At 63.7% G+C, this 25087-nt stretch carries 19 protein-coding genes and 5 tRNA genes; all 24 read left to right on the plus strand.

Features of this window, described 5'->3' with window-relative positions:
* Positions 1–12: 12 nt before the first annotated feature.
* Complete coding sequence (ispE, locus tag CIW53_RS03935) at positions 13–1404, plus strand: 4-(cytidine 5'-diphospho)-2-C-methyl-D-erythritol kinase (RefSeq protein WP_149363376.1); 1392 nt, start codon at positions 13–15, stop codon at positions 1402–1404.
* A 71-nt stretch (positions 1405–1475) separates the two neighbouring features.
* A tRNA-Gln gene (locus tag CIW53_RS03940) sits at positions 1476–1552 on the plus strand.
* 50 nt (positions 1553–1602) lie between these two features.
* Positions 1603–2544 (plus strand): ribose-phosphate diphosphokinase, encoded by a 942-nt coding sequence (locus CIW53_RS03945; RefSeq protein WP_172969579.1) that lies wholly within the window; start codon positions 1603–1605, stop codon positions 2542–2544.
* 114 nt (positions 2545–2658) lie between these two features.
* A complete protein-coding gene (locus tag CIW53_RS03950; protein WP_149363377.1) occupies positions 2659–3354 on the plus strand; it encodes a 50S ribosomal protein L25/general stress protein Ctc in 696 nt (231 codons plus the stop codon).
* A 50-nt stretch (positions 3355–3404) separates the two neighbouring features.
* The gene (gene pth / locus CIW53_RS03955) at positions 3405–4007 is read left to right on the plus strand and encodes an aminoacyl-tRNA hydrolase (RefSeq protein WP_149363378.1); all 603 of its coding nucleotides are present in this window, start codon (positions 3405–3407) and stop codon (positions 4005–4007) included.
* Between the two features lie 84 nt (positions 4008–4091).
* Entirely contained in the window at positions 4092–5180 is a 1089-nt protein-coding gene (ychF, locus tag CIW53_RS03960) for a redox-regulated ATPase YchF (RefSeq protein WP_149363379.1), read from the plus strand.
* Positions 5181–5492: 312 nt separating this feature from the next.
* Positions 5493–5981 carry an acyl-CoA thioesterase gene (locus tag CIW53_RS03965; protein WP_149363380.1) on the plus strand — a complete coding sequence of 163 codons (489 nt, stop codon included), beginning with the start codon at positions 5493–5495 and terminating at the stop codon, positions 5979–5981.
* Positions 5982–6062: 81 nt separating this feature from the next.
* Positions 6063–6148, plus strand: a tRNA-Tyr gene (locus CIW53_RS03970).
* Between the two features lie 60 nt (positions 6149–6208).
* Positions 6209–6282, plus strand: a tRNA-Gly gene (locus tag CIW53_RS03975).
* 32 nt (positions 6283–6314) lie between these two features.
* Positions 6315–6390: transfer RNA gene (locus CIW53_RS03980), tRNA-Thr, on the plus strand.
* 75 nt (positions 6391–6465) lie between these two features.
* The gene (tuf, locus tag CIW53_RS03985; protein ID WP_149363381.1) at positions 6466–7656 is read left to right on the plus strand and encodes an elongation factor Tu; all 1191 of its coding nucleotides are present in this window, start codon (positions 6466–6468) and stop codon (positions 7654–7656) included.
* A 98-nt stretch (positions 7657–7754) separates the two neighbouring features.
* Positions 7755–7830, plus strand: a tRNA-Trp gene (locus CIW53_RS03990).
* 81 nt (positions 7831–7911) lie between these two features.
* Positions 7912–8307 carry a preprotein translocase subunit SecE gene (gene secE, locus CIW53_RS03995; RefSeq protein ID WP_149363382.1) on the plus strand — a complete coding sequence of 132 codons (396 nt, stop codon included), beginning with the start codon at positions 7912–7914 and terminating at the stop codon, positions 8305–8307.
* 10 nt (positions 8308–8317) lie between these two features.
* Positions 8318–8878 carry a transcription termination/antitermination protein NusG gene (nusG, locus tag CIW53_RS04000; protein WP_149363383.1) on the plus strand — a complete coding sequence of 187 codons (561 nt, stop codon included), beginning with the start codon at positions 8318–8320 and terminating at the stop codon, positions 8876–8878.
* A 309-nt stretch (positions 8879–9187) separates the two neighbouring features.
* Complete coding sequence (gene rplK, locus CIW53_RS04005; RefSeq protein WP_027491701.1) at positions 9188–9616, plus strand: 50S ribosomal protein L11; 429 nt, start codon at positions 9188–9190, stop codon at positions 9614–9616.
* 3 nt (positions 9617–9619) lie between these two features.
* Entirely contained in the window at positions 9620–10324 is a 705-nt protein-coding gene (rplA, locus tag CIW53_RS04010; protein ID WP_149363384.1) for a 50S ribosomal protein L1, read from the plus strand.
* 349 nt (positions 10325–10673) lie between these two features.
* The gene (rplJ, locus tag CIW53_RS04015; protein WP_149363385.1) at positions 10674–11207 is read left to right on the plus strand and encodes a 50S ribosomal protein L10; all 534 of its coding nucleotides are present in this window, start codon (positions 10674–10676) and stop codon (positions 11205–11207) included.
* Between the two features lie 47 nt (positions 11208–11254).
* Positions 11255–11623 carry a 50S ribosomal protein L7/L12 gene (gene rplL / locus CIW53_RS04020; RefSeq protein ID WP_149363386.1) on the plus strand — a complete coding sequence of 123 codons (369 nt, stop codon included), beginning with the start codon at positions 11255–11257 and terminating at the stop codon, positions 11621–11623.
* A gap of 261 nt (positions 11624–11884) precedes the next feature.
* A complete protein-coding gene (gene rpoB / locus CIW53_RS04025; RefSeq protein ID WP_172969580.1) occupies positions 11885–16048 on the plus strand; it encodes a DNA-directed RNA polymerase subunit beta in 4164 nt (1387 codons plus the stop codon).
* Between the two features lie 130 nt (positions 16049–16178).
* Positions 16179–20393: a DNA-directed RNA polymerase subunit beta' gene (rpoC, locus tag CIW53_RS04030; RefSeq protein WP_149363388.1), complete on the plus strand. Its 4215-nt coding sequence runs from the start codon at positions 16179–16181 to the stop codon at positions 20391–20393.
* 177 nt (positions 20394–20570) lie between these two features.
* Complete coding sequence (gene rpsL / locus CIW53_RS04035; protein WP_149363389.1) at positions 20571–20945, plus strand: 30S ribosomal protein S12; 375 nt, start codon at positions 20571–20573, stop codon at positions 20943–20945.
* A gap of 69 nt (positions 20946–21014) precedes the next feature.
* Positions 21015–21482 carry a 30S ribosomal protein S7 gene (gene rpsG, locus CIW53_RS04040; protein ID WP_007514548.1) on the plus strand — a complete coding sequence of 156 codons (468 nt, stop codon included), beginning with the start codon at positions 21015–21017 and terminating at the stop codon, positions 21480–21482.
* A 241-nt stretch (positions 21483–21723) separates the two neighbouring features.
* On the plus strand, positions 21724–23841 hold the full coding sequence (gene fusA, locus CIW53_RS04045; RefSeq protein ID WP_149363390.1) for an elongation factor G: 2118 nt from the start codon (positions 21724–21726) through the stop codon (positions 23839–23841).
* 124 nt (positions 23842–23965) lie between these two features.
* Positions 23966–25087: elongation factor Tu (tuf, locus tag CIW53_RS04050; protein ID WP_149363391.1), on the plus strand; the 1122-nt coding region annotated here is incomplete at its 3' end.

Consider the following 25087-nt stretch of genomic DNA (forward strand, 5'->3'; position numbering starts at 1 on the left):
TCCGGAATCGCGATGTCACTCCCGATCGAACGTGCAGACCCGAGCCAGGTCGACGCCTTGTGCGCGATCGAGCGTCAGGCCGTGCAGCTGTTCCGCGGGCATCCCGCATGGGCGAGCTATTCGGCGCTGTCGATCCCGCCGGACTTGTTGCTGCGGGCGATAAATCGTGGGCTGGTGTGGGTGGCCCTGAGTGAAACAGGCGCGCCGGTGGGGTTTGTCTGGCTGGATACCGAGCTTGTCGGCGACGCCATCGGCATCGCCGAGATCGACGTCTTGCCGCAGTACGGTCGGCGCGGCGTCGGGGCGGCATTGCTGGAACATGCCTGTGAATGGGCGCGTGCCGCCGGTTATCGGCGGGTTGACCTGGGCACCCTGGCCGATGTGCGCTGGAACGCACCTTTCTATGCGCAACATGGCTTTGTGACGGTCGACAAGGGTGGGCCGGCATTTGCGCTGGCGCGCCAGCGCGATCGCGAGAACGGCTTTCCCGACCGCCTGCGCGTGTTCATGAGCCGAGCGCTGGCGCCACCGGCCAACGACGCGTGGACGGTGTGGCCAGCGCCGGCCAAGCTGAACCTGTTCCTGCGCATTACCGGTCGGCGTGCCGATGGCTACCACGAGCTGCAGACGGTGTTTCGCTTGCTGGACTGGGGCGATGAGATCCGCCTGCGCCGGCGTATTGATGGCGAGATACGGCGTGTGCGCGAAGTCCCGGGCGTGCCCGCGCAGGACGATCTGGCCGTACGCGCCGCTAGGCTGTTGCAGCGATACGCCGGCGTGACGGCGGGCGTGGATATCGAGGTGGAAAAACGCATTCCGATGGGCGGCGGGTTGGGCGGCGGCAGTTCCGATGCGGCAACCGTGCTGGTGGCGCTGAATCTGCTGTGGCGGCTGGATCTGGATCAGGATGTGCTGGCCGAACTGGGACGCCAGCTGGGTGCCGACGTGCCGGTGTTCGTGCGCGGCCGTTCGGCCTGGGCCGAGGGCATTGGTGAGCAGCTCAGCCCGCTGGCCCTGCCGTCGCGTCATTATGTGGTGCTGGACCCGCACGAGCCGGTACCGACCGCGGCGCTCTTTCAAGCGCCTGAATTGACACGCAATGCCCCGCGGGCGACAATTTCATCCTTTGTTTCCGGCGAAACGACCGAGAACGCCTTTGCATCGGTGGTTCGCGCGCGACATCCGCGGGTGGCCGCGGCGCTGGACTGGCTTGGTGGTTTCGGTCAGGCGCGGCTCTCCGGCAGCGGTGGTTGCGTTTTCCTGGAAATGAGGTCGTTCGCGCGGGCAGCGGCAATTGCCGCGCAATGCCCGGCGGCATTCACGGCGCAGGTCGCCACGGGTGTCGATGTTTCACCCTTGCAGGATGCGCTGGTGCGTCACCGCGAGGCGACGCAGGCAACCTGATGGTCGCGGTTGCCGACGAAGCACGGAAGCAGGCTCGAACAGATACATGCACGAACGAACACACAAATTACTGGGGCGTCGCCAAGCTGGTTAAGGCACGGGATTTTGATTCCCGCATACGCAGGTTCGAATCCTGCCGCCCCAGCCATTTCATGATGGCTTCCGTTTCGAGGTAACACCGTGGACACGTCCACCCCGATGATGCTGTTTACCGGTAACGCCCATCGTGCGTTGGCGGAGGATGTCGCCCATCGCCTGGGCGTGCCGTTGGGCAAGGCACTGGTCGGCACGTTCAGCGACGGCGAAGTGCAGATCGAGATCGAGGAGAACGTACGCCGCCAGGAAGTGTTCGTGATCCAGCCGACCGGCGCGCCGAGCGCGGTCAACCTGTTCGAGCTGCTGGCGCTGACCGATGCGTTGAAGCGCGCCTCCGCCGCCAGCGTCACCGCGGTGATCCCGTACTTCGGCTACGCCCGGCAGGATCGCCGGCCGCGCTCGGCGCGGGTGCCGATTACCGCCAAGCTGGCCGCGCGGATGATCGGCGCGGCGGGCGTCGACCGGGTGCTGACGGTCGACCTGCATGCCGACCAGATCCAGGGCTTCTTCGACATTCCGGTCGACAACGTGTACGCCTCGCCGGTGCTGTTGGCCGACATCTGGCGCAACCACAGCATGGACGACCTGATCGTGGTCAGCCCGGACGTGGGCGGCGTGGTGCGCGCGCGCGCGATCGCCAAGCGGCTGGACGACGCGGACCTGGCGATCATCGACAAGCGCCGTCCGCGCGCGAACGTTTCCACCGTGATGAACATCATCGGCGACGTGGACGGCAAGACCTGCGTGATGGTCGACGACATCGTCGACACCGCCGGCACGCTGTGTGCGGCGGCTGCGGCCCTGAAGGAGCGCGGCGCCCGCAAGGTGGTTGCCTACTGCGTGCACCCGGTGCTGTCGGGCGCGGCGATCAGCAACATCGAAGGCTCCCAGCTCGACCAGCTGGTGGTCACCAACACCTTGCCGCTGCGCCCGGAAGTGCAGGCCTGCGCCAAGATCCGCCAGCTCTCGGTCGCCGAGCTGCTGGCCGAAACCATTCGCCGCATCGCCTTTGGCGAGTCGGTGAGTTCGCTGTACGTGGATTGATCCATTGATTTTCGCCGTGGCGGCTCGGCCGTCCGGCACCACCGGCTTTTCTGGTCGCGGAAAAGTCACGCAACTGCCGCGAGGCGGTTCTTAAAAAACCAAGGTAGTAACAACATGTCCAAGACTCATGAAATCAAGGCGCAAAGCCGCAAGGACGAGGGGAAAGGTGCGAGCCGCCGCCTGCGTCGTGCCGCTTTCGTGCCTGCCGTTGTCTACGGCGCCGGTCAGGCTCCGGAAAGCATCCAGATCGAACACAACACCATCCTGCTTGCCGCCAAGCACGAGTGGTTCTTCTCCTCGATCCTCGATCTCAACGTCGATGGCAAGGTGCAGAAGGTGCTGGTGCGTGACTGGCAGAAGCATCCGTTCAAGCAACTGATGATGCACATGGATTTCCTGCGCATCGACGAGAACGCCAAGCTCCGCGTCAACGTGCCGCTGCACTTCCTCAACCAGGAAACGTCGACGGCCGGCAAGACGTCGGGCGTGGTGATCTCGCACAACCTGACCGAAGTGGAAATCTCCTGCCTGCCGAAGCATCTGCCCGAGTTCATCGATCTGGATCTGGGCGCGCTCCAGGCTGGCGACATCATCCATCTGTCCGACCTGAAGTTGCCGGCCAACGTCGAGTTGCCGGCGCTGCAGCTGGGTGAGGATCACGACATCCCGGTGGTCACGGTGAATGTGGTCAAGGAAAGCGCCGCCGATGCTGCGGAAGACGCTGCTGCCGAGGCTGAGGCCGAGGCGAACAAGGCTGCCGCCGCCAAGCCTGCCAAGGCTGCCGCCAAGCCGGCTGGCGACAAGAAGTAAGCCACGCAAAGTCCCGCGCTCGGTGCGGGCGCGGGACTTCGTGGTCGATCATGGCTGGATTGCAGCTCATTGTCGGACTGGGCAACCCCGGTGCCGAATATCTCCGAACCCGGCACAACGCCGGGTTCTGGTTTGTGGACGCTCTCGCCAGCGGGCAGGGCGAGCGCTTCGGTTTCGACGGCAAGCTGCATGGCGAAACCTGCCGGGTACGCATCGGCGGCCAGCCGGTATGGCTGCTCAAGCCGGCCACCTTCATGAACAAGAGCGGCATCGCCGTGGTCTCGGCGCTGCGCTACTACAAGATCGAGCCGGAGCAGTGCCTGATCGCGCATGACGACCTGGACCTGCCGCCCGGCACCGCGCGCCTGAAGTTCGACGGCGGCCACGGCGGCCAGAACGGCCTGCGCGACATCATGGCGCACCTTGGCCACGGCAAGTTCCATCGCCTGCGCGTGGGCATCGGCCATCCCGGCCACCGCGACCAGGTCACGCCATGGGTGCTGGGGCGGCCGTCGGCCACGGACGAGGACGCGATCCTCGACGGCATCGCGCGTGCGCTGGACGTGCTGCCGCTGGCGGTGGAAGGCCAGTTCGACAAGGCGATGCAGCAGTTGCATACGACGGGAACGGGAAATGGGGAACGGGGAACGTAAGCGCCCGATCAAGGGCTGCAACGTCCACGCCTCCCCCCACTTCATGTTCCCGGTTTCTCATTCCCTGTTTCCCGGAGTTCCACCATGGGCATCAAATGCGGCATCGTCGGTCTGCCCAACGTCGGCAAGTCCACCCTGTTCAATGCGCTGACCAAGGCCGGCATCGCCGCGGCGAACTTCCCGTTCTGCACGATCGAGCCGAACGTGGGTGTGGTGCCGGTGCCGGACCCGCGGCTGAATGCGCTGGCGGCGATCGTCAACCCGCAGAAGGTGGTGCCGACCGCGGTGGAGTTCGTCGACATCGCCGGCCTGGTCGCCGGTGCGTCGAAAGGCGAGGGCCTGGGCAACAAGTTCCTGGCGCACATCCGCGAGGTCGATGCGATCGCCCACGTGGTGCGCTGCTTCGAGGGTGACGTGATCCACGTCGCCGGCAAGGTCGACCCGATCTCCGACATCGACACGATCGACACCGAGCTGGCGCTGGCCGACCTGGAGTCGGTGGACAAGGCGCTGAACCGCGCCGAGCGCGCGGCCAAGGCGAACGACAAGGAAGCCATGGCGCGCAAGCCGGTGTTGCAGAAACTCTCCGCCGGCCTCAACGAAGGCAGGTCGGCGCGCAGCCTGGGACTGGACGAGGAAGAGAAGGCGCTGGTGCGCGACCTGTTTCTGCTCACCCTGAAGCCGCTGATGTACATCGCCAACGTCGCCGACGACGGCTTCGAGAACAACCCGTTGCTGGACGCCGTGCGCGAGCGCGCCGTCGCCGAGGGTGCCGAGGTGGTGCCGGTGTGCGCGGCGATCGAGGAGGAACTGGCGCAGCTCGACGAGGCTGATCGCGACGAATTCCTGAAGGACATGGGCCTGGACGAGCCGGGCCTGAACCGGGTGATCCGCGCCGGCTACAAGCTGCTCGACCTGCAGACCTATTTCACCGCCGGCGTGAAGGAAGTACGTGCGTGGCAGGTGAAGCGAGGCGCCACCGCACCGCAGGCCGCCGGGGTGATCCACACCGACTTTGAACGCGGCTTCATCCGCGCCGAGACGGTCGGCTACGACGACTTCATCCAGTACAAGGGCGAGGCCGGTGCGGCGGCGGCCGGCCGGCTGCGCAAGGAAGGCAAGGAGTACATCGTCAAGGACGGCGACGTGCTGCACTTCCTGTTCAACGTCTGACGAGCGGAAGCACCGCAGACCCAGCCAGGCAACTGAGCCGGCGCGCCTTCAGCCCCGGCACCGATCCTGGAAGCGCGAAGACGCCCGTCTGGAGTCGCGACGGCAAGCGGCCGGCGCACGCCGCCGTCCGCGCGCTCGGCCTCCGGCTTGCCTTGCGCAAGGGCTACGCCGAGCTGAAGGGCGTCGAGGCTGCCACGCGATCGATTCGGGCCTGGATCTGGCTGCCTGCATGAGCTGCCAGGGCGGCGGCCTCGTGATCGTGGCAGCCAAGGCATAATCACCGGCCCAAACGCCCCCTCGAGATGCCGCCCCATGTCCGGACAACAGCACGAAGTGACATTCCGCTTCCTCGCCCAGCCTACCGACGTCAATTTCGGCGGCAAGGTGCACGGCGGCATGGCGATGAAGTGGATCGACCAGGCCGGTTACGCCTGTGCAGTGGGCTGGAGCGGTGCATATTGCGTCACCGCGTCGGTCAGCGGCATCCAGTTCGTGGCGCCGATCCTGATCGGCGACCTGGTCACGGTGCGGGCACGACTGATCCATACCGGCACCAGCAGCATGCACATGGCAGTCGACGTGCTGGCGCGCGACCTGCGCAAGGATGAGCAACGCCTGGCGACCAGTTGCGTGATGGTGTTCGTGGCGCTCGACAGTCCGGACGGCAAGCCGACCCCGGTGCCGCGGTGGGAGCCTCGCGATGAAGGGGAGCGGCTGCTGCAGGCGCAGGCGAAACGGCTGCTGGAATTGTCCAAGGGGATGGAGCAACTGGTCGACCTGCGCGCTGCATCGCCGGGCTGACAACTCCGCAGAAAATCGCGTATACGGGCGACGAGGTGTTGACAGTTCAGGGCCCGATCCACACAATACGCGTTCTTTGTTGGAGGGATACCCAAGCGGCCAACGGGGGCAGACTGTAAATCTGCTGGCTTACGCCTTCGGTGGTTCGAATCCACCTCCCTCCACCAGTGTTGCAAGTGGTACCACGCGACGTGAAAGCGGCGCGGCCAGCAAGAGTTCCGCGCAGGGCGGGAGTAGTTCAATGGTAGAACATCAGTTTTCCAAACTGATTACGCGGGTTCGATTCCCGCCTTCCGCTCCATTGCGCTGCATCTGCCAGTACACCAAATACACGCTCATGTAGCTCAGTCGGTAGAGCACTTCCTTGGTAAGGAAGAGGTCACAGGTTCGATTCCTGTTATGAGCACCATTTCACGGCCGTCACGGCCAGCCCCGAAACGGGCAGGTTCCTTCAACTCATCGACTCCATCGGGGTTTAGCGCGCATGGCAAAGGGTAAATTCGAACGCACCAAGCCGCACGTCAACGTCGGCACGATTGGTCACGTGGATCACGGCAAGACGACGCTGACGGCAGCGCTGACGAAGGTCGGTGCAGAACGTTTCGGTGGCGAGTTCAAGGACTACAGCGCGATCGACGCGGCGCCGGAAGAGAAGGCGCGCGGCATCACGATCTCGACCGCCCACGTGGAATACGAGTCGCCGGTGCGCCACTACGCGCACGTGGACTGCCCGGGCCATGCGGATTATGTGAAGAACATGATCACGGGTGCGGCGCAGATGGACGGCGCGATCCTGGTGTGCTCGGCCGCGGACGGCCCGATGCCGCAGACGCGCGAGCACATCCTGCTGTCGCGCCAGGTCGGCGTGCCGTACATCGTGGTGTTCCTGAACAAGGCGGACATGGTCGACGACGCCGAGCTGCTCGAGCTGGTCGAGATGGAAGTGCGCGAGCTGCTGAGCAAGTACGACTTCCCGGGCGACGACACCCCGATCATCCACGGTTCGGCGCTGAAGGCGCTGGAAGGTGACCAGAGCGAAATCGGCGTGCCGTCGATCATCAAGCTGGTGGACGCGCTGGACAGCTACATCCCGGAGCCGGTGCGCACGATCGACAAGCCGTTCCTGATGCCGGTGGAAGACGTGTTCTCGATTTCGGGCCGCGGCACCGTGGTGACCGGTCGTATCGAGCGCGGCATCATCAAGGTCGGCGACGAAATCGAAGTGGTCGGCATCCGCGACACGCAGAAGACCACCGTGACCGGCGTGGAAATGTTCCGCAAGCTGCTGGACCAGGGTCAGGCAGGCGACAACGCCGGTCTGCTGCTGCGCGGCCTGAAGCGTGACGACGTGGAGCGTGGCCAGGTGCTGGCCAAGCCGGGCACGATCACCCCGCATACGGACTTCGAGGCTGAGGTGTATGTGCTGTCGAAGGACGAGGGTGGCCGTCATACGCCGTTCTTCAAGGGTTACCGTCCGCAGTTCTACTTCCGCACGACCGACGTGACCGGCGCTTGCCAGTTGCCGGACGGTGTGGAGATGGTGATGCCGGGCGACAACGTGAAGATGGTGGTGAGCCTGATCCACCCGATCGCGATGGACGAAGGCCTGCGTTTCGCCATCCGCGAAGGCGGCCGCACCGTCGGCGCCGGCGTGGTGGCCAAGGTCATCAAGTAAGCTATTGCGGGATTCGGGATTCGGGATTCGGGATTCGGAGGGGCATCACCCTTCCGCTTTTCACGAATCCCGAATCTCGAATCCCGATTCCCGTTCATACGCCAGTAGCTCAATTGGCAGAGCAGCGGTCTCCAAAACCGCAGGTTGGGGGTTCAAGTCCCTCCTGGCGTGCCACTTCCCCGAGGATCGAGACGGGTGACGATGGCAGGGTCGGCCGCAAGGCACGACATGCTGCTGACACCCGGTCACTAGTGCATGAATACCAAGGCAGAACAGCCCAAGGGCACGAACGCCGCCGACATCGGCAAGCTGGTACTGGCGGGGCTGGTGCTGGTTGCCGGTATCTTCGCCTATTCCTGGTTTGGTCGGGACGGCAACATCTCCTCGTCGGTACGCCTGCTGGGTGTGCTGGCTGCGCTGATCATCGCACTGACCATCGCGGCGTTTACCGCACTGGGGCGTCGGGTGCGGAATTTCATCGGCGAATCGCAGTTCGAGATGCGCAAGGTGGTCTGGCCCACGCGCGACGAGACGCTGAAGACCACCGGCATCATCATCGTGGTGGTGATCGTCCTGTCGTTGCTGCTGGGTCTGATCGACCTGATTCTCAAGTCGGTCATTCTCGACTGGCTGCTGAAATTGGGTTCCTGAGGTGGTGAGCATGAGCAAGCGTTGGTATGTGGTGCACGCCTATTCGGGCTTCGAGAACCAGGTGAAGCGATCGCTTGAAGAGCGCATCAAGCGCGAAGCGATGGAAGAAAAGTTCGGCGAAGTGCTGGTGCCGACCGAGGAAGTGATCGAGATGCGCGGCGGCCAGAAGCGTCGCAGCGATCGCAAGTTCTTCCCCGGTTACGTGCTGGTGCAGATCGAGACGAATACCGAGGGCAAGTCGCCGCGGATCGACGACGAGTGCTGGCATCTGATCAAGGAAACCCCGAAGGTCATGGGTTTCATCGGCGGTACCGCCGATCGACCGCTGCCGATCAAGGACAGCGAAGCCGATGCCATCCTGAGCCGCGTGCGCGAAGGCGTCGAGAAGCCCAGGCCCAAGGTGCTGTTCGAGCCAGGCGAGATGGTTCGCGTCACCGAAGGCCCGTTCAACGATTTCAACGGCGTGGTCGAGGAAGTCAACTACGAGAAGAGCCGCCTGCGTGTCGCGGTGCTGATCTTCGGTCGCTCCACCCCTGTCGAACTGGAATTTGGTCAGGTCGAAAAGGCCTGAGTAAAGGGTGAGGTTCAGTCGAGCGCCTCCCGCTCACGACCTTTGCCCTCTCCCCCGTTTGCGGGGGAGAGTTGGAGAGGGGGAACTCTGCCTGACCAGATCTCCCTTGCCTTGATTTCACCCCAATGCCCTCACTGGCACGGGGCTTGCTGACGATCTGCTAAATCTCTATACTGCGCGGTTCACGCTGGGTCTTTTTGACCCGGCGTGCCCGTGTTTCGGATCTGCACGAGGCAGATCTTCCTTCCATCCACGGACCGGTGAACAGCGAGGAGCCGCAGGGCGCCTGGACTCGCGAGGAAAATTCCCATGGCAAAGAAAGTTGTCGGCTACATCAAACTGCAGGTCAAGGCCGGTCAGGCCAATCCGTCGCCGCCCGTCGGTCCCGCCCTCGGTCAGCGCGGCCTGAACATCATGGAGTTCTGCAAGGCGTTCAATGCCGCCACGCAGAAGCTGGAGCCGGGTCTGCCGATTCCGACCATCATCACGGCGTATTCCGATCGAAGCTTCACCTTCATCACCAAGACCCCGCCCGCCACCATCCTTCTGAAGAAGGCCACCGGTGTCGCCAAGGGTTCGCAGAAGCCGAATACCGACAAGGTCGGCAAGGTCACCCGCAAGCAGCTGGAAGACATTGCCAAGCAGAAGGAGCCGGATCTGACGGCTGCCGATCTCGACGCCGCGGTGCGCACCATTGCCGGTAGCGCCCGCAGCATGGGCCTTGTGGTGGAGGGTTAAGACATGGCAAAGCTCACGAAGCGTATGAAGTCGGCGCAGGCCGCGGTGCAGCCGGGCAAGTTCTATGGCCTGGAAGAAGCCCTGAAGATCGTCAAGGACAACGCCAAGGCGAAGTTCGCCGAGTCGGTCGACGTGGCCGTGCGTCTGGGTATCGACGCGAAGAAGTCGGACCAGGGTGTGCGTGGTTCCTCGCTGCTGCCGCATGGCACCGGCAAGACCGTCAAGGTCGCCGTGTTCTGCCCGCCGGGCGAGAAGGCCGAGGCTGCCAAGGCTGCCGGTGCCGACGCCGTCGGCATGGACGACCTGGCCGAGCGCATGCAGGCCGGTGATCTCGACTTCGGTCGCGTGATCGCCACGCCGGACGCGATGCGCGTGGTCGGCAAGCTGGGCCAGCTGCTCGGTCCGCGCGGCCTGATGCCGAACCCGAAGGACGGCTCGGTCACCGCCGATGTCGCCACCGCGGTCAAGAACGCCAAGGCCGGCCAGGTGAAGTTCCGCAACGACAAGGCGGGCATCATCCACGCCACCATCGGCAAGGCCAGCTTCGAGGCCACCCAGCTGGCGGACAATCTCAACACGCTGATCGCCGATCTGCTGAAGGCCAAGCCGGCCGCAGCGAAGGGTCAGTTCCTGCAGAAGGTGGCATTGTCCAGCACGATGGGCGTCGGCGTTGCCGTCGATACCTCGTCGCTGACCGTCGCCAAGTAAGCATCAAGTCCCGTCCCGGCGGTTTCGCCGGGACGGGCAAGTTTTTGAGGGCAGCCCCGGCCGGTACAGGTCGGGGTCGCTGTCAAAGACCGCAGGCGCGATCAGCGCGCGACGACGACGGGCAGGACGCTCGCACTGGCATGGAATCGCCGTTGTCGCCAGCGGGGTCGCTTAATCGGGTTTCTTGCAAATCCGGCCTGCGCAGATGGTGTCGCCCGATCTGGAATGGTTCGATGTGTTCTGGAAAGGCCACCACCCGGGGCGCCGAAGTGCCCCCGACGTCACGGACGGCGTCGCCCAGGACCGCAAGCGGCAGGAGCCGTGAGCGGAGTTCATTTGGAGGAGTGCAATGGCTCTAAATCTGTCTCAGAAGCATGAAGTAGTCGCCGAACTGGCAGAAGTTGCCGCGAAGGCCCACTCCCTGATTGCTGTCGAGTACGCGGGCACCACGGTCGAGCAGATGACCGCGATGCGCAAGAAGGCCCGTGAATCCAGTGTGTACTTGCGAGTCGTCAAGAACACGCTGGCGTCGCGCGCCGTCGCCGGTACCGAATTCGAGGTCGTCAAGGACGCCCTGGTCGGTCCGCTGCTGTATGCGTTCTCGATGGAAGAACCCGGCGCTGCCGGTCGTCTGATCAAGGAATTCGCCAAGGGCAACGACAAGCTGAAGGCGAAAATCGTCTCGGTGGAAGGCAAGTTGCTGCCGGCTGAACACGTCGATGTGCTGGCTGCGTTGCCGACCCGCGAACAGGCGCTGGCCATGCTGGCCCGCGTACTGGCCGAACCGGCCACGATGTTCGCCCGCGTCATCAAGGCCGTGGCCGATCAGCAGGGTGGTGGCGAAGTCGCCGCCGAAGCTCCCGCTGAAGCCGAGCCCGCCTGAGTTCGACATCTACTCAACAAATCGAATCCATTTCAGAGGTAAATCAAATGTCCCTGTCCAACGAACAAATCGTTGAAGCCGTAGCCGCCAAGTCGCTGATGGAAGTGATGGATCTGGTCAAGGCCATCGAAGAGAAGTTTGGCGTGACCGCCGCCGCTCCGGTTGCCGTTGCCGGCCCGGCCGCTGCTGCCCCGGCTGCCGAAGCGCAGACCGAATTCGACGTCATCCTGAAGACCGCCGGCGCCAAGAAGGTCGACGTGATCAAGGCTGTTCGCGCGATCACCGGCCTGGGCCTGAAGGAAGCCAAGGACCTCACCGAGGCCGGTGGCGTCCTGAAGGAAGCCGTGTCGAAGGAAGACGCCGAGAAGTTCAAGAAGGACCTCGAAGCTGCCGGCGCCACTGTCGAACTGAAGTAATTGACGCCTTGCGCGTCGTCAGTTTGATCTAGCGTCAAGCGAGCCTGGGGGCGTGAGCCCCCGGGCTTTGCCCGCTTAGACAGGAAAGGGGAATGGAGAATCTGAAATCGCAATGACAGCGCCGGTACGCGGCCTCTGACGATTCCCGATTCTCGATTCCCAAATCCCTGACCCGGGCGGCCTTGGCCGTCCGGTAAAGACAAATTATTCATTCAGCCGGTGTGTGCACCACCGGCGTCACTGCGAACCGAGGCGCTACCGATCATGGCCTACTCGTTTACCGAGAAGAAACGCATCCGCAAGGATTTTGGCAAGCGTCCGCCCGTACTGGGCGTGCCGAACCTGCTGACCATCCAGACCGATTCCTACCGGGAGTTCCTGCAGGAGCATGTCGCGCCGAAACAGCGCGGCGAGAAGGGTTTGCATGCCGCGCTGAAGTCGGTGTTCCCGATCTCCAGCTACTCGGGCAACGCAGCGCTCGAGTATGTCGATTATCGTCTCGGCGAGCCGGCATTCGACGAGCGCGAGTGCCGCAACCGCGGCATGACCTACGGTGCGCCGCTGCGCACCACCGTGCGCCTGGTCATCTACGACAAGGACAGCCCGGCCTCGAAGAAGGTGGTGAAGTACATCAAGGAGCAGGAGGTCTACATGGGCGAGATTCCGCTCATGACCGACACCGGCACCTTCATCATCAACGGCACCGAGCGCGTCATCGTCTCGCAGCTGCATCGTTCGCCGGGCGTGTTCTTCGACCACGACCGCGGCAAGACGCACAGCTCGGGCAAGCTGCTGTTCTCGGCCCGCGTGATCCCCTACCGCGGCTCCTGGCTGGACTTCGAGTTCGACCCGAAGGACGCGCTGTTCACCCGCATCGACCGTCGCCGCAAATTGCCGGTGACGGTGCTGCTGCGCGCGCTCGGTTACAACAATGAAGAGATGCTGGGCATCTTCTTCGAACACAACGTGTTCCACCTGGGCAAGAAGGGCGGCACCACGCTGGAGCTGGTTGCCGAGCGCCTGCGCGGCGAGACGCTGAGCTTCGACCTGGCGATCGGCGGCAAGGTGCTGGTGGAAGCCGGCAAGCGCATCACGGCGCGCCACGTGCGTCAGCTGGCGGCCGAGAACATCACTGCGCTGGAAGTGCCGGACGATTATCCGATCGGCCGCATCCTGGCCACCGATATCGTCGACAGTGGCACTGGCGAATTGCTGGCGTCGGCGAATGACGAGATCACCGCCGAGCACCTGGAAGCATTCCGCAAGGCCGGCATCGAGACCTTGCCCACGCTGTACGTCAACGACCTCGATCGCGGCGCCTACATCTCGCATACCTTGCGCATCGACAACACCAAGACGCCGCTGGAGGCGTTGGTGGAAATCTATCGCATGATGCGTCCGGGCGAGCCGCCGACCAAGGATGCCGCGCAGAACCTGTTCTTCAACCTGTTCTTCACCTTCGACCGCTACGACCTGTCGAGCGTGGGCCGGATGAAGTTCAACCGTCGCGTGGGCCGCAAGGAAATCCTCGGTCCGGGCGTGCTGTACGACCACAAGTATTTCAGCGAGCGCAAGGAAGAGGCGTCCCAGTTGCTGGTCAAGGAGCAGGGCGAGTCGTCCGATATCCTCGATGTGCTGAAGGTGTTGATCGACATCAAGAACGGTCACGGCACCGTGGACGACATCGATCATCTCGGCAATCGCCGCGTGCGTTCGGTCGGCGAGATGGCCGAGAACACCTTCCGCATCGGCCTGGTGCGCGTCGAGCGTGCGGTGCGCGAGCGCTTGTCGCTGGCCGAGGCGGATGGCTTGACGCCGCAGGACCTGATCAACGCCAAGCCGGTTGCGGCGGCGGTGAAGGAATTCTTCGGTTCGTCGCAGCTTTCGCAGTTCATGGACCAGAACAACCCGCTGTCCGAAGTGACGCACAAGCGCCGTGTCTCCGCGCTCGGGCCGGGCGGCCTGACCCGCGAACGCGCCGGCTTCGAAGTGCGTGACGTGCACCCGACCCATTACGGTCGCGTCTGCACCATCGAAACGCCGGAAGGCCCGAACATCGGCCTGATCAACTCGCTGGCCGTGTACGCCCGCACCAACTCGTACGGCTTCCTCGAGACGCCGTACCGCAAGGTCGCCAACAGCAAGGTCACCGACAAGGTCGATTACCTGTCGGCGATCGAGGAAGGCGACCACGTGATCGCGCAGGCGAACTCGCCGCTGGACAAGCATGGCGCGTTCCTGGAGGACTTCGTGTCCTGCCGTTTCCGCGGCGAATCCGAGCTGCGTCCGGCGTCCGAGGTCGACTACATGGACGTCTCGCCGATGCAGACCGTATCGGTCGCGGCGGCACTGGTGCCGTTCCTGGAGCACGATGACGCGAACCGCGCGCTGATGGGCGCTAACATGCAGCGCCAGGCCGTACCGACCCTGCGTTCGCAGACCCCGCTGGTGGGCACCGGCATCGAGCGTGCGGTGGCGCGCGACTCCGGCGTCATCGTCTCCGCCAAGCGCGGCGGCGTGATCGACCAGGTCGACGCAGCGCGCATCGTGGTGCGCGTGAATGAGGACGAGGTCGGCGACAACGACGCCGGCGTCGACATCTACACGTTGACCAAGTACACCCGTTCCAACCAGAACACCAACCTCAACCAGCGTCCGCTGGTGAACGTGGGTGACGTGGTGGCGAAGGGCGACACGCTGGCCGACGGTTCGTCGACCGACCTGGGCGAGCTCGCGCTCGGCCAGAACATGCTGATCGCGTTCATGCCGTGGAACGGCTACAACTTCGAAGACTCGATCCTGTTGTCCGAGCGCGTCGTGCAGGAAGACCGCTATACCTCGATCCACATCGAGGAGCTGTCCTGCCCTGCACGTGACACCAAGCTGGGTGCCGAGGAAATCACCGCCGACATCCCGAACGTGGGCGAGCAGGCGCTGGCACGACTCGACGAATCCGGCATCGTCTACATCGGTGCGGAAGTGAAGGCCGGCGACATCCTGGTCGGCAAGGTCACGCCGAAGGGCGAAAGCCAGCTGACGCCGGAAGAAAAGCTGCTGCGCGCGATCTTCGGCGAGAAGGCATCGGACGTGAAGGACTCATCCTTGCGCGTGCCGCCGGGCATGGATGGCACCGTCATCGACGTGCAGGTGTTCACCCGCGACGGCATCGAGAAGGACAAGCGCGCCAAGCAGATCGAGGAAACCGAGGTCAAGCGGGTGCGCAAGGATCTGGACGACCAGTTCCGCATTCTCGAAGGCGCGATCTACAACCGCATGCGTGGCCAGTTGGTCGGCAAGTCCGCGATGAGCGGTCCGGGCGGCCTCAAGCGCGGCACCGAGATCACCGATGCCTATCTCGACGGACTGAAGAAGGACGACTGGTTCAAGATCAACGTCAAGGACGAGGAAGTCACCGAGTTCCTCGAGCGCGCGGCCGATCAGGTCAAGCGCCACAAGGAGGAGTTCGACAAGCGCTTCAAGGAGAAGCAGGCGAAGATCACCCAGGGCGACGATCTCGCACCGGGCATGCTGAAAATGGTCAAGGTGTTCCTGGCCGTGAAGCGCCGCATCCAGCCGGGCGACAAGATGGCTGGTCGTCACGGCAACAAGGGCGTGGTCTCCAACGTGGTGCCGGTGGAAGACATGCCGTACTCCGCCGACGGCGTGCCGGTCGACATCGTGCTGAACCCGCTGGGCGTGCCGTCGCGCATGAACATCGGGCAGATCCTGGAAGTCCATCTGGGCTGGGCCGCGAAAGGCCTGGGCAAGAAGATCCAGAAAATGCTCGAAGCGCAGGAGAAGGTGGCCAAGATCCGCGAGTTCCTCGACCAGATCTACAACAACCACGTCGCCGGCGCGGTGCAGCACGTCGATCTGAAGTCGCTCACCGACAAGGAGATCTTCACCCTCGCCACCAACCTGCAGGAAGGCGTGCCGATGGCGACGCCGGTGTTCGACGGTGCGGAAGAGACCGAGATCAAGGCGATGCTGAAGCTGGCGGATCTGCCCGAGTCGGGTCAGACCACGCTGTACGACGGCCGCACGGGCGAGGCGTTCGATCGTCCGGTCACCGTCGGCTACATGCACTACCTCAAGCTCAACCATCTGGTCGACGACAAGATGCACGCACGTTCCACCGGTCCGTACTCGTTGGTCACCCAGCAGCCGCTGGGCGGCAAGGCGCAATTCGGTGGTCAGCGCTTCGGTGAAATGGAAGTGTGGGCGCTGGAAGCCTACGGCGCGGCCTACACCCTGCAGGAAATGCTGACGGTGAAGTCCGACGACGTGCAGGGCCGCAACCAGATGTACAAGAACATTGTCGACGGCAACCACGAGATGTCCGCGGGCATGCCGGAGTCCTTCAACGTGCTGGTGAAGGAAATCCGCTCGCTTGCCATCAACATCGATCTGGAAGAGGTCAAGTGATCGACGGGATTCGGGATTCGGGATTCGTGGTTTGCAGAAGCAGACCTGAGCCCGGTCCCGGATTCCGCAAGCTCCACTTGTTCGAACCGCGGACCTCGACATCAAGAATTTGCTCCGACCGGAGATTCAAATGAAAGACCTGCTCAACCTCTTCAATCAGCAACGCGCCACGCCGGACTTTGACGCGATCAAGATCGCGCTGGCGTCGCCGGAGCTGATCCGCTCGTGGTCGTACGGCGAAGTGAAGAAGCCGGAAACCATCAACTACCGTACCTTCAAGCCGGAGCGTGACGGCCTGTTCTGCGCCGCCATCTTCGGGCCGGTGAAGGACTACGAGTGCTTGTGCGGCAAGTACAAGCGCATGAAGCATCGCGGCGTGGTCTGCGAGAAGTGCGGCACGGAAGTGACGCTGGCCAAGGTGCGCCGCGAGCGCATGGGCCACATCGAGCTGGCCAGCCCGACCGCGCACATCTGGTTCCTCAAGTCGTTGCCCTCGCGCATCGGCCTGATGCTGGACATGACCCTGCGCGACATCGAGCGAATCCTGTACTTCGAGGCCTTCGTGGTGATCGATCCGGGCATGACGGCGCTCGAGCGTGGCCAGCTGCTCAGCGAAGACCAGTACCTGGAAGCGACCGAAGAGCACGGCGACGAGTTCGACGCGCGAATGGGTGCCGAGGCGGTATTCCACCTGCTGAAGTCGCTCGACCTGCCGGGTGAAGTCATTCGCCTGAAGGAAGAGATCACCTCCACCAACTCCGAGACCAAGCTGAAGCGGCTGACCAAGCGCGTGAAGCTGATCGAGGCGTTCCTGGAATCCGGCAACAAGCCGGAGTGGATGGTGCTGACCGTGCTGCCCGTGTTGCCGCCGGACCTGCGTCCGCTGGTACCGCTGGACGGCGGCCGTTTCGCGACGTCCGACCTGAACGATCTGTACCGCCGCGTGATCAACCGCAACAACCGCCTGAAGCGGCTGCTCGAGCTCAATGCGCCGGACATCATCGTGCGCAACGAGAAGCGCATGCTGCAGGAATCGGTCGATGCGCTGCTCGACAACGGCCGCCGCGGCCGTGCCATCACCGGCACCAACAAGCGCGCTCTGAAGTCGCTCGCCGACATGATCAAGGGCAAGCAGGGCCGCTTCCGCCAGAACCTGCTCGGCAAGCGCGTGGACTACTCCGGTCGTTCGGTGATCGTGGTCGGTCCGACCCTGCGCCTGCACCAGTGCGGTCTGCCGAAGAAGATGGCGCTGGAGCTGTTCAAACCGTTCATCTTCGCCAAGCTGCAGGCGCGTGGCGAAGCCACCACCATCAAGGCGGCGAAGAAGCTGGTCGAGCGCGAAGAAGCCCAGGTGTGGGACATCCTCGAAGAGGTGATCCGCGAGCATCCGGTGCTGCTGAACCGTGCGCCGACCCTGCATCGCCTCGGCATCCAGGCGTTCGAGCCGAAGTTGATCGAAGGCAAGGCGATCCAGCTGCATCCGCTCGTGTGTACGGCGTTCAACGCCGACTTCGACGGTGACCAGATGGCCGTCCACGTGCCGCTGTCGATCGAGGCGCAGCTGGAAGCGCGCACGCTGATGATGTCGTCCAACAACATCCTCAGCCCCGCCAACGGCGAGCCGATCATCGTGCCGACCCAGGACGTCGTGCTGGGCCTGTACTACATGACCCGCGAGCTGATCAACGTCAAGGGCACCGGCATGGTGTTCTCCGGCATCTCCGAGGCGCGTCGTGCGTACGACAACCGCGCGGTCGAGCTGCACGCCAAGGTCAAGGTGCGCCTGAAGCTGGTGCATATCGCCGAGGACGGCACTCGCACCCACGAGACCAAGATCGTCGACACCACGGTCGGCCGTGCGCTGCTGGCGGAGATCCTGCCGGAAGGCCTGCCTTTCGAGCTGGCCAACACCGAGCTGACCAAGAAGAACATCTCGCGCCTGATCAACTCCAGCTACCGTTTGCTGGGCCTGAAAGAGACCGTGGTGTTCGCCGACAAGCTGATGTACACCGGCTACCGGTTCGCCACTCGCGCCGGCATCTCGATCGGCATCGACGACATGCTGATTCCGGACGAAAAGAAGCCGATCCTGGAAGAAGCCGAGAAGGAAGTCGTCGAGATCCAGCAGCAGTACCAGTCGGGCCTGGTCACCGCCGGCGAGCGCTACAACAAGGTGGTCGACATCTGGTCGCGCACCAGCGAGCTGGTAGCCAAGGCCATGATCGACGGCATCGGCACCGAGAAGGTGAAGGATGCCGACGGCAAGATGGTCAGCCAGAAATCGATGAATTCGCTGTACATCATGGCCGATTCCGGCGCGCGTGGCTCGGTGGCGCAGATCCGTCAGCTGGCCGGCATGCGCGGCCTGATGGCGCGTCCGGACGGCTCGATCATCGAGACCCCGATCAAGGCCAACTTCCGCGAAGGCCTGAACGTGCTGCAGTACTTCAACTCGACCCACGGCGCCCGCAAGGGCCTGGCGGATACCGCGTTGAAGACCGCGAACTCCGGTTACCTGACCCGTCGCCTGGTCGACGTGGCGCAGGACGTGGTGATCACGATGGACGACTGCGGCACCGAGGACGGCGTGATCATGCAGCCGATCGTCGAAGGTGGCGATGTGGTCGAGCCGTTGCGCGAGCGCGTGCTGGGCCGCGTGGTGGTCGAGGACGTTTACGCCCCCGGCGACGACGACCAGCCGATCGTCACCCGCGACACCCTGCTCAACGAAGCCCTGGTCGAGAAGCTCGACAAGGCCGGCGTGCAGATCATCAAGGTGCGTTCGCCGATCACCTGCGAAGCCGCGCATGGCGTGTGCAAGCTGTGCTACGGCCGCGACCTGGCCCGTGGCCACCTGGTCAACATGGGCGAGGCCGTGGGTGTGGTCGCCGCGCAGTCGATCGGTGAGCCGGGTACCCAGCTCACCATGCGTACGTTCCACATCGGTGGCGCGGCTTCGCGCGCGGCGGCGGTGGACAACGTGACGGTGAAGACCACCGGCTCGCTGAAGTACAACAATCTGAAGTCGGTGCAGCACAAGCAGGGCCACCTGGTCGCGGTGTCGCGCTCGGGCGAACTGAGCGTGATCGACTCCAGCGGCCGCGAGCGCGAGCGTTACAAGGTACCGTACGGCGCCACCATCGCGGTCAAGGACGGTGCGCCGGTCAAGCCGGGCCAGACCGTGGCGAACTGGGATCCGCATACCCATCCGATCGTCACCGAGGTGGCCGGCGTGGTGCGTTTCATCGACTTCCTCGATGGCGTCACCGTGCAGAGCCAGACCGACGAACTGACCGGTCTGGAGTCGGCGGTGGTCACCGATCCGAAGCGTCGCGGTGCGCAGGCGAAGGACCTGCGCCCGATCGTGCGCCTGGAAGACGCCAAGGGCCGCGAACTGAAGCTGCCGGGCACCGACATCGCTGCGCAGTACTTCCTGCCGGCGGGTGCGATCGTGTCGATCCAGAACGGTGCCGAAGTGGGCGTGGGCGACGTGGTTGCCCGTATTCCGCAGGAAAGCTCAAAGACCCGCGACATCACCGGTGGTCTGCCGCGCGTGGCCGACCTGTTCGAGGCACGCAAGCCGAAGGAGCCGGCGATCCTCGCCGAGCGTTCCGGCATCATCAGCTTCGGCAAGGACACCAAGGGCAAGCAGCGCCTGGTCATCAAGGACGTCGACGGCAACGAGCACGAGGAACTGATCCCGAAGTGGCGTCAGGTCATCGTGTTCGAGGGCGAGCATGTGGAGAAGGGCGAAACCGTCGTCGACGGCGAGCCGAGCCCGCATGACATCCTGCGCCTGCTGGGCGTGGAGCCGCTGGCCTCGTACCTGGTCAAGGAGATCCAGGACGTGTATCGCCTGCAGGGCGTGAAGATCAACGACAAGCACATCGAGGCAATCATTCGCCAGATGCTGCGCAAGGTCGAGATCGTCGAGCCGGGCGACAGCCATTACCTGCGCGGCGAGCAGATCGAGCGCGTGCGTATCAATGGCGAGAACGAGCGCGCGATCGCCAAGGGCGAGCGTCCGGCCGAATACCAGTCAATCCTGCTGGGCATCACCAAGGCGTCGCTGGCGACCGAGTCGTTCATTTCGGCAGCCTCGTTCCAGGAAACGACCCGCGTCCTTACCGAGGCGGCGGTTCGTGGCACGCGCGATACCTTGCGTGGCCTGAAGGAAAATGTTATCGTCGGCCGTCTTATTCCGGCAGGCACGGGCTTGGCGTACCACGCATCGCGTCGTCGCCAGGGCGGGTTGTCCGCTTCGGATCTGGAGACGCTCTCCGGTTCCACGCCTGCAGCCTCGTTCGCCGAGGTTCCGGCCGGTAGTGATAACGGTGTCGAGTAAGCCCGGTCAGGGCCTTATTCGCTGACATACGAAATGAGGTGCATGGACGCACCTCGTGTTCGGGTCCAGGACGGCTGAGCACTGGCTTGCCTATGGCGGGCCGCTCATGTTAAATTCCCGCTTCTTGGCAGACCGAGCTTGATCGGGCTGCCTTTATGTTTTCAGGAACAGCTTCGCATGACGACAGTCAATCAGTTGGTGCGCAAAAACCGCAGCCCCAAGACCTACAAGAGCGGGTCGCCGGCGCTTCAGAGCAGCCCGCAGCGTCGCGGCGTCTGCACGCGCGTTTACACGACCACCCCGAAAAAGCCGAACTCGGCCCTGCGCAAGGTTGCCAAGGTGCGCCTGACCAACGGCTTCGAGATCATCAGCTACATCGGTGGTGAAGGTCACAACCTGCAGGAGCACTCGGTGGTGCTGATCCGCGGCGGTCGCGTCAAGGATCTGCCCGGCGTGCGTTACCACACGGTGCGCGGCAGCCTCGACTGTGCAGGTGTCACCAAGCGCCGTCAGTCGCGCTCGAAGTACGGCGCGAAGCGCCCGAAGAAATAATGTCAGTGCGGCCTTTGCTGGCCGCTTTCAGGCGGACAGGAATGTCCGCGAAAATAACGGACAACAAACATGTCGCGTAAAGGTTCACATCCCGCCCGTCTGGTTCTGCCGGATCCCAAGCACGGCAGTCAGCTGATCGCCCGTTTCATCAACATGGTGATGAAGAGCGGCAAGAAGTCGGTCGCCGAGAGCATCGTCTATGGTGCCCTGCAGCACATCGGCGAAAAGAATGCCGAGCCGGTGGCTCTGGTCGAGAAGGCGCTGAACAACATCGCCCCTGCGGTCGAGGTGAAGTCGCGCCGTGTTGGCGGCGCCACCTACCAGGTGCCGGTCGAAGTGCGTCCGGGTCGCCGCATGGCGCTGGCGATGCGCTGGGTCATCGACGCCGCCCGCAAGCGTGGCGAGACCTCGATGCCGCGCAAGCTGGCTGCCGAACTGCTGGAGGCTTCCGAAAGCCGCGGCGGTGCTGCCAAGAAGCGCGAAGAAACGCATCGCATGGCCGAGGCCAACAAGGCCTTTTCGCACTACCGCTGGTAAGCGCATCTTCTGCCGTCCTTCGTGATGGCGGAAACAGACCCGCCATCCGTGACGGGCTGCTGAAATCCAGGCCGCCATTTTGGCTGGCTTGAACAAGCCGGCAAGCATGCCGGGCTTCGTGTGTCCTTGCCATTTTTCCCGATGGCAAGGAACAAGCCGGCTCCCTGCCGGACTTCTCAATTAAACGTGGCCCGGATGGCCGCATAAATCGGGCAGGGCGGCCCGGCACAGGTACATATCAATGGCACGCACCACTCCAATCGATCGCTACCGCAACTTCGGCATCATGGCCCACATCGATGCCGGCAAGACCACCACCACGGAGCGCATCCTGTTCTACACCGGCGTCAGTCACAAGATTGGCGAGGTGCATGACGGTGCGGCCACGATGGACTGGATGGAGCAGGAGCAGGAGCGTGGCATTACGATCACGTCGGCGGCGACGACCGCGTTCTGGAAGGGCATGGATGGCTCGCTCGACCAGCACCGCTTCAACATCATCGATACGCCCGGACACGTGGACTTCACCATCGAAGTCGAGCGCTCGCTGCGCGTGCTCGACGGCGCCGTGTTCGTGCTCTGCGCGGTCGGTGGCGTGCAGCCACAGTCCGAGACGGTGTGGCGTCAGGCGAACAAGTACAAGGTGCCGCGTCTGGCCTTCGTCAACAAGATGGACCGCACCGGTGCCAATTTCGACAAGGTCGTCAGCCAGCTGAAGGCACGTCTTGGTGCGCACGCCGTGCCGATGCAGGTGCCGATCGGTGCCGAAGACGGCTTCGAGGGCGTGGTCGACCTGCTCAAGATGAAGGCGATCATCTGGGACATGGAAACCCAGGGCATGAAGTTCGAGTACCGGGAGATTCCGGCGGATCTGGCTGACCAGGCTGCGGAGGCACGCGCCTACATGGTCGAGTCCGCTGCCGAAGCTACCGAAGATCTGATGAACAAGTATCTCGAAGAGGGCGAACTCGACGAGGACGAGATCATCGCCGGCCTGCGTCAGCGCACGCTTGCCAACGAGATCATTCCGGTCTACTGCGGCACGGCGTTCAAGAACAAGGGCGTCCAGGCGATGCTTGACGCGGTGGTGCAGCTGTTGCCATCACCTGCTGATCGCCCGCCGGTTGCCGGTGTGGACGAGGACGAGAACGAGGCGACGCGCAAGGCGGACGACAGCGCGCCGTTCTCAGCGCTCGCGTTCAAGATCATGACCGATCCGTTCGTCGGTTCGCTGACGTTCTTCCGTGTCTATTCGGGCACGTTGAACTCCGGCGACGCCGTATACAACCCGGTCAAGAGCAAGAAGGAGCGCATCGGGCGCCTCCTGCAGATGCACGCGAACGAGCGTCAGGAACTGAAGGAAGTCCGTGCCGGCGACATCGCCGCCGCAGTCGGCCTGAAGGACGTGACGACCGGCGACACGCTGTGCGCGCAGGATCACATCATCACCCTGGAGCGGATGACGTTCCCGGAGCCGGTGATCTCGATGGCGGTCGAGCCGAAGACCAAATCGGACCAGGAAAAGATGGGTGTCGCCCTCGGCCGTCTGGCCGCGGAAGATCCGTCGTTCCGCGTGCGCACCGACGAAGAATCGGGCCAGACGATCATCTCGGGCATGGGCGAGTTGCACCTGGACATCCTGGTCGACCGCATGCGCCGCGAGTTCAACGTCGAGGCCAACGTCGGCAAGCCGCAGGTGGCTTACCGCGAGACGATCCGTTCGTCGGACGTCAAGTCGGATTACAAGCACGCCAAGCAGTCGGGCGGCAAGGGTCAGTACGGTCACGTCGTGATCGAGCTGTCCCCGATGACCGAGGAGGATCGCGCCAACCCGAACGTGAAGGACGATTTCCTCTTCATCAACGACATCACCGGTGGCGTGATTCCGAAGGAATTCATTCCGTCCGTCGAGAAGGGTCTGCGCGAGACCATCACCAGCGGTCCGCTGGCCGGCTTCCCGGTCGTCGGCGTGAAGGTGAAGCTCGTGTTCGGCTCCTACCATGATGTCGACTCGTCCGAAATGGCGTTCAAGCTGGCGGCCTCGATGGCGTTCAAGCAGGGCTTCGCCAAGGCTTCGCCGGTGTTGCTCGAGCCGATCATGAAGATCGAAGTGGTGACGCCGGAAGACTACGTCGGCGACGTCATGGGCGACATGAGCCGTCGCCGCGGCCTGCTCCAGGGCCAGGACGACACGCCGTCGGGCAAGACCATCGACGCGATGGTGCCGCTGGGCGAAATGTTCGGTTATGCGACGACGATCCGTTCGCTGACCCAGGGTCGCGCCACGTTCACGATGGAATTCGACCATTACGCGGAGGCGCCGAGCAACATCGCCGAGCAGGTCATGAAGAACGCGTAACTTGTGCGATCTTCCTGATCGCAGCGGCAAGGATCAGGAAGCGGCCATGCGCATGGCCGCACTCTTAAAAGAAGCGGCCATTCGTGGGCGTATCATCAAATAGGTTCTCTCAGAGGTTTGAGTCATGGCAAAGGGTAAATTCGAACGCACCAAGCCGCACGTCAACGTCGGCACGATTGGTCACGTGGATCACGGCAAGACGACGCTGACGGCGGCGCTGACGAAGGTCGGTGCAGAACGTTTCGGTGGCGAGTTCAAGGACTACAGCGCGATCGACGCGGCGCCGGAAGAGAAGGCGCGCGGCATCACGATCTCGACCGCCCACGTGGAATACGAGTCGCCGGTGCGCCACTACGCGCACGTGGACTGCCCGGGCCATGCGGATTATGTGAAGAACATGATCACGGGTGCGGCGCAGATGGACGGCGCGATCCTGGTGTGCTCGGCCGCGGACGGCCCGATGCCGCAGACGCGCGAGCACATCCTGCTGTCGCGCCAGGTCGGCGTGCCGTACATCGTGGTGTTCCTGAACAAGGCGGACATGGTCGACGACGCCGAGCTGCTCGAGCTGGTCGAGATGGAAGTGCGCGAGCTGCTGAGCAAGTACGACTTCCCGGGCGACGACACCCCGATCATCCACGGTTCGGCGCTGAAGGCGCTGGAAGGTGACCAGAGCGAAATCGGCGTGCCGTCGATCATCAAGCTGGTGGACGCGCTGGACAGCTACATCCCGGAGCCGGTGCGCACGATCGACAAGCCGTTCCTGATGCCGGTGGAAGACGTGTTCTCGATTTCGGGCCGCGGCACCGTGGTGACCGGTCGTATCGAGCGCGGCATCATCAAGGTCGGCGACGAAATCGAAGTGGTCGGCATCCGCGACACGCAGAAGACCACCGTGACCGGCGTGGAAATGTTCCGCAAGCTGCTGGACCAGGGTCAGGCAGGCGACAACGCCGGTCTGCTGCTGCGCGGCCTGAAGCGTGACGACGTGGAGCGTGGCCAGGTGCTGGCCAAGCCGGGCACGATCACCCCGCATACGGACTTCGAGGCTGAGGTGTATGTGCTGTCGAAGGACGAGGGTGGCCGTCATACGCCGTTCTTCAAGGGTTACCGTCCGCAGTTCTACTTCCGCACGACCGACGTGACCGGCGCTTGCCAGTTGCCGGACGGTGTGGAGATGGTGATGCCGGGCGACAACGTGAAGATGGTGGTGAGCCTGATCCACCCGATCGCGATGGACGAAGGC

Source organism: Rhodanobacter sp. T12-5, from assembly GCF_008329435.1.
Classification (GTDB): domain Bacteria; phylum Pseudomonadota; class Gammaproteobacteria; order Xanthomonadales; family Rhodanobacteraceae; genus Rhodanobacter.